The 2,553-nt window shown below is 36.0% G+C and carries 4 protein-coding genes; 1 reads left to right on the forward strand and 3 read right to left on the reverse strand.

What is annotated here, in order from left to right; genetic code table 11:
* Positions 1 to 234: 234 nt before the first annotated feature.
* Positions 235 to 444 (reverse strand): hypothetical protein, encoded by a 210-nt coding sequence (locus AABE15_RS02440; RefSeq protein ID WP_338329695.1) that lies wholly within the window; start codon positions 442 to 444, stop codon positions 235 to 237.
* An 86-nt stretch (positions 445 to 530) separates the two neighbouring features.
* Here AABE15_RS02440 and AABE15_RS02445 point away from each other — a divergent pair, with 86 nt between their 5' ends.
* Entirely contained in the window at positions 531 to 962 is a 432-nt protein-coding gene (locus tag AABE15_RS02445) for a helix-turn-helix domain-containing protein (RefSeq protein ID WP_338329696.1), read from the forward strand.
* 82 nt (positions 963 to 1,044) lie between these two features.
* Here the strand turns inward: AABE15_RS02445 and AABE15_RS02450 are convergent, their stop codons facing one another.
* Together AABE15_RS02450 and AABE15_RS02455 are read right to left on the reverse strand one after the other, a co-directional pair.
* Positions 1,045 to 1,332: a hypothetical protein gene (locus AABE15_RS02450; RefSeq protein ID WP_338329697.1), complete on the reverse strand. Its 288-nt coding sequence runs from the start codon at positions 1,330 to 1,332 to the stop codon at positions 1,045 to 1,047.
* A 10-nt stretch (positions 1,333 to 1,342) separates the two neighbouring features.
* Positions 1,343 to 2,074: a phage antirepressor KilAC domain-containing protein gene (locus AABE15_RS02455; RefSeq protein WP_338329698.1), complete on the reverse strand. Its 732-nt coding sequence runs from the start codon at positions 2,072 to 2,074 to the stop codon at positions 1,343 to 1,345.
* Positions 2,075 to 2,553 lie beyond the last annotated feature (479 nt).

Raw genomic sequence — 2,553 nt, forward strand, 5'->3', positions numbered from 1 at the left:
GTTTCTAAGCCATTCGCTTGGTTTTTTAGAATCTCCCATTCCTGAGGCTTTGTGACAATCGTTTAGACAATAACGACCTTCACTGTCTTGTCTGATAGTTGTTTGGGCTATGGTTAATTCACGGTGTTGATTTTCAATAATATGCGTGTTAGTATTCATAATACTTTCTTTCATAAAGAAATTAAATTTTTGGATCGCAGTGCAATGCGATTTGAACATTAAAAAAGGCGGCTATTATCCTTGGGGATTTTCAGCCGCTTTTTGTTGTTTAAACTCTTTTACTCCAGCTTCAATTAGACGTCTCAATGTAGCACTTCTGCTATTAAAACCTCGAGCCAGCCCTACTTCATCGACATCATTTAAAAGTTCTTTTCCAATTGTAAGAAGAATTTTCTTCATTTGCCCCCTATTTTTAAAATAAGGATATTTTTCGACTGAATTCATTTAACACTCCTTAGATTTACTTATGGTGATATAATATACACTTTGTCACTATATCGTCAATATCAAAATTATGTTATATAAAAAAAATGGCAAGAAATGACGCATTATTTCAATTAAGGCTTCCCGAGCATCTGCGAGAAAAACTCGAAAAAGAAGCTGGAAGAAAAAAACTATCTTTAACGGCTGAGATTTTAAATCGGCTGGAAGAATCGTTTTCCAATGAGCCTAATAAAATAATGGAATTAATGGAACGGGTATCTACCCTCGAAAAAGCTGTTTTTTTTAACAAAAATGAAAATAATAAACTTGAGCATCCATTTGCCAGATACCGGAAATTGAAAAACTTAACCTTAGAAGAATTAGCCGAGAAATTAGATTTGTCACCAAGCTTTATTAGACGTATCGAAAAATCGCAACATCTTACGTCACCTTCTTTAATTGTTAACATAGGCAAAATTTTTGATATTCCCTTGGATACTATACTCAAAGATATAGAAGAGTATAAAAAACATACATAATTAGTTCTAGACACTTCAAAGCGCAAACAACTCGTTTCACAGCGTTTCTAACAAAAAGCCACCGCTTTGGTGGCTTTGTGGGTTATTTAAGATTTTTCAGACGAATGGCTATAAAATCAAGTTCTTCCGATGTCTCTCGTAATGAAGTGGTAAGATAGTTTATTCTTTCTCTCAAAATATCTACGCGTATTTTCTTTTTTGTGTAGTTTTTATTTTTAAGAATTTTAAAAATTTCTTTGAGAGAATCTTTATATAATTCTGAAAAGATTAAAAGTTCTTTACTTAATTTTGAAGAAAGTCGAGCATCTTCGAAACTGTATAAGTTTTTTTGTGCAGAAAGGGAAAGATCGTCATAAGCTTGTTTTTCCATCACCCCCTCCTCACGCTGCTTTACGGTTGAGAAGCTCGGCAAGCTTAGCTAAGCCTTTGCGGGTGACCTTTGCCTGCTCAATGATCTTTTGACTTCCATCATCGCAAGAGATCTCCGTTACTTTGTGTTCCAGTAATCCTTGTTGTATTTTCTTCTGATACGCTAGCCAAGTTGCATTTCCATTCCTGCGATAAATCCAACCGTTCTGAATCAGGTAATCAAACAGCTCTTTAGGTCTAACTTGCAAATCCTTTGCCGCATTCGTGATACACATGGATCCATCTGAAACAGCAATCCGTTCCAGTGCCTCTGCTTTCGGTTTTAATTGAGCAATTTCTTGTTTTTGCCTGTCCATCGTATCTTTGGCTAATAATAAAGCGCGTGAAAGTGTTTGCTCTGGTGTCTCGTCGGGAATACTTGCCATATAGCCCCCCGTTTTACGAATAGAGGGCAATATTTCACCAACAACCTTTTCTTCAAACGCTTCCGCAGAAGGTAACTTCGATCGCATAATTAAACGATAAACATCCCGTTCAGGAATGATTTTTGTTTGTGGATCAAGGGCGCCCTGATTCAGGGCCCCTATAGAAATGGCAGATTTACAATGTTGGGCAATAGCATTTCTTGGTTTAGAATAACCCAGAGCCTTCGCAACATCTGACCCTACAAACCAAGCCTCGGCATTTTGGTTCACAACTCTAATTTCTGTATTTTCAAATTGAAATGGTATAATATTCGACATAATTCTTAATTCCCTTAAGAAGGTGACTAATTGACTTTGGGGTAAGAGGTGCCTCTCTTGCCCCATTGCATCTTTGGTGCAAGTTAATCATATATTCAATAAATTTATTTTACAAGCATCATTTTTATTCTTGATGCATATGAACCATTTGTGCTAATCTGCTCGTATGATGAATAAAAATGAAAAACCAATTAGAAAAACTATTTCATTGCCATCGGAAATGTGGCAGGCAATTGAAGATTTTCAATTTGAAAATCGAATTAAAAAAGAGACGGAAGCTGTTCGAAAACTTATCGACATAGCTCTCAAATCTACGAAAAAAATTGCTGAAAATTAATAATGCCTCCGCTTTGGGTTTGAGTTCCTTATTTTCGTGTTCAAGCTTCATGCACTTTTTGGTGTAGCTTAGTAACGTGTTTCTTAAGAATGCAGGATCGTCTAAATCAACTGTAGGTTGATACTTACCCTGTACCAAATCG

Source organism: Commensalibacter sp. Nvir (assembly GCF_963921845.1).
In the GTDB taxonomy this organism is placed as follows: domain Bacteria; phylum Pseudomonadota; class Alphaproteobacteria; order Acetobacterales; family Acetobacteraceae; genus Commensalibacter.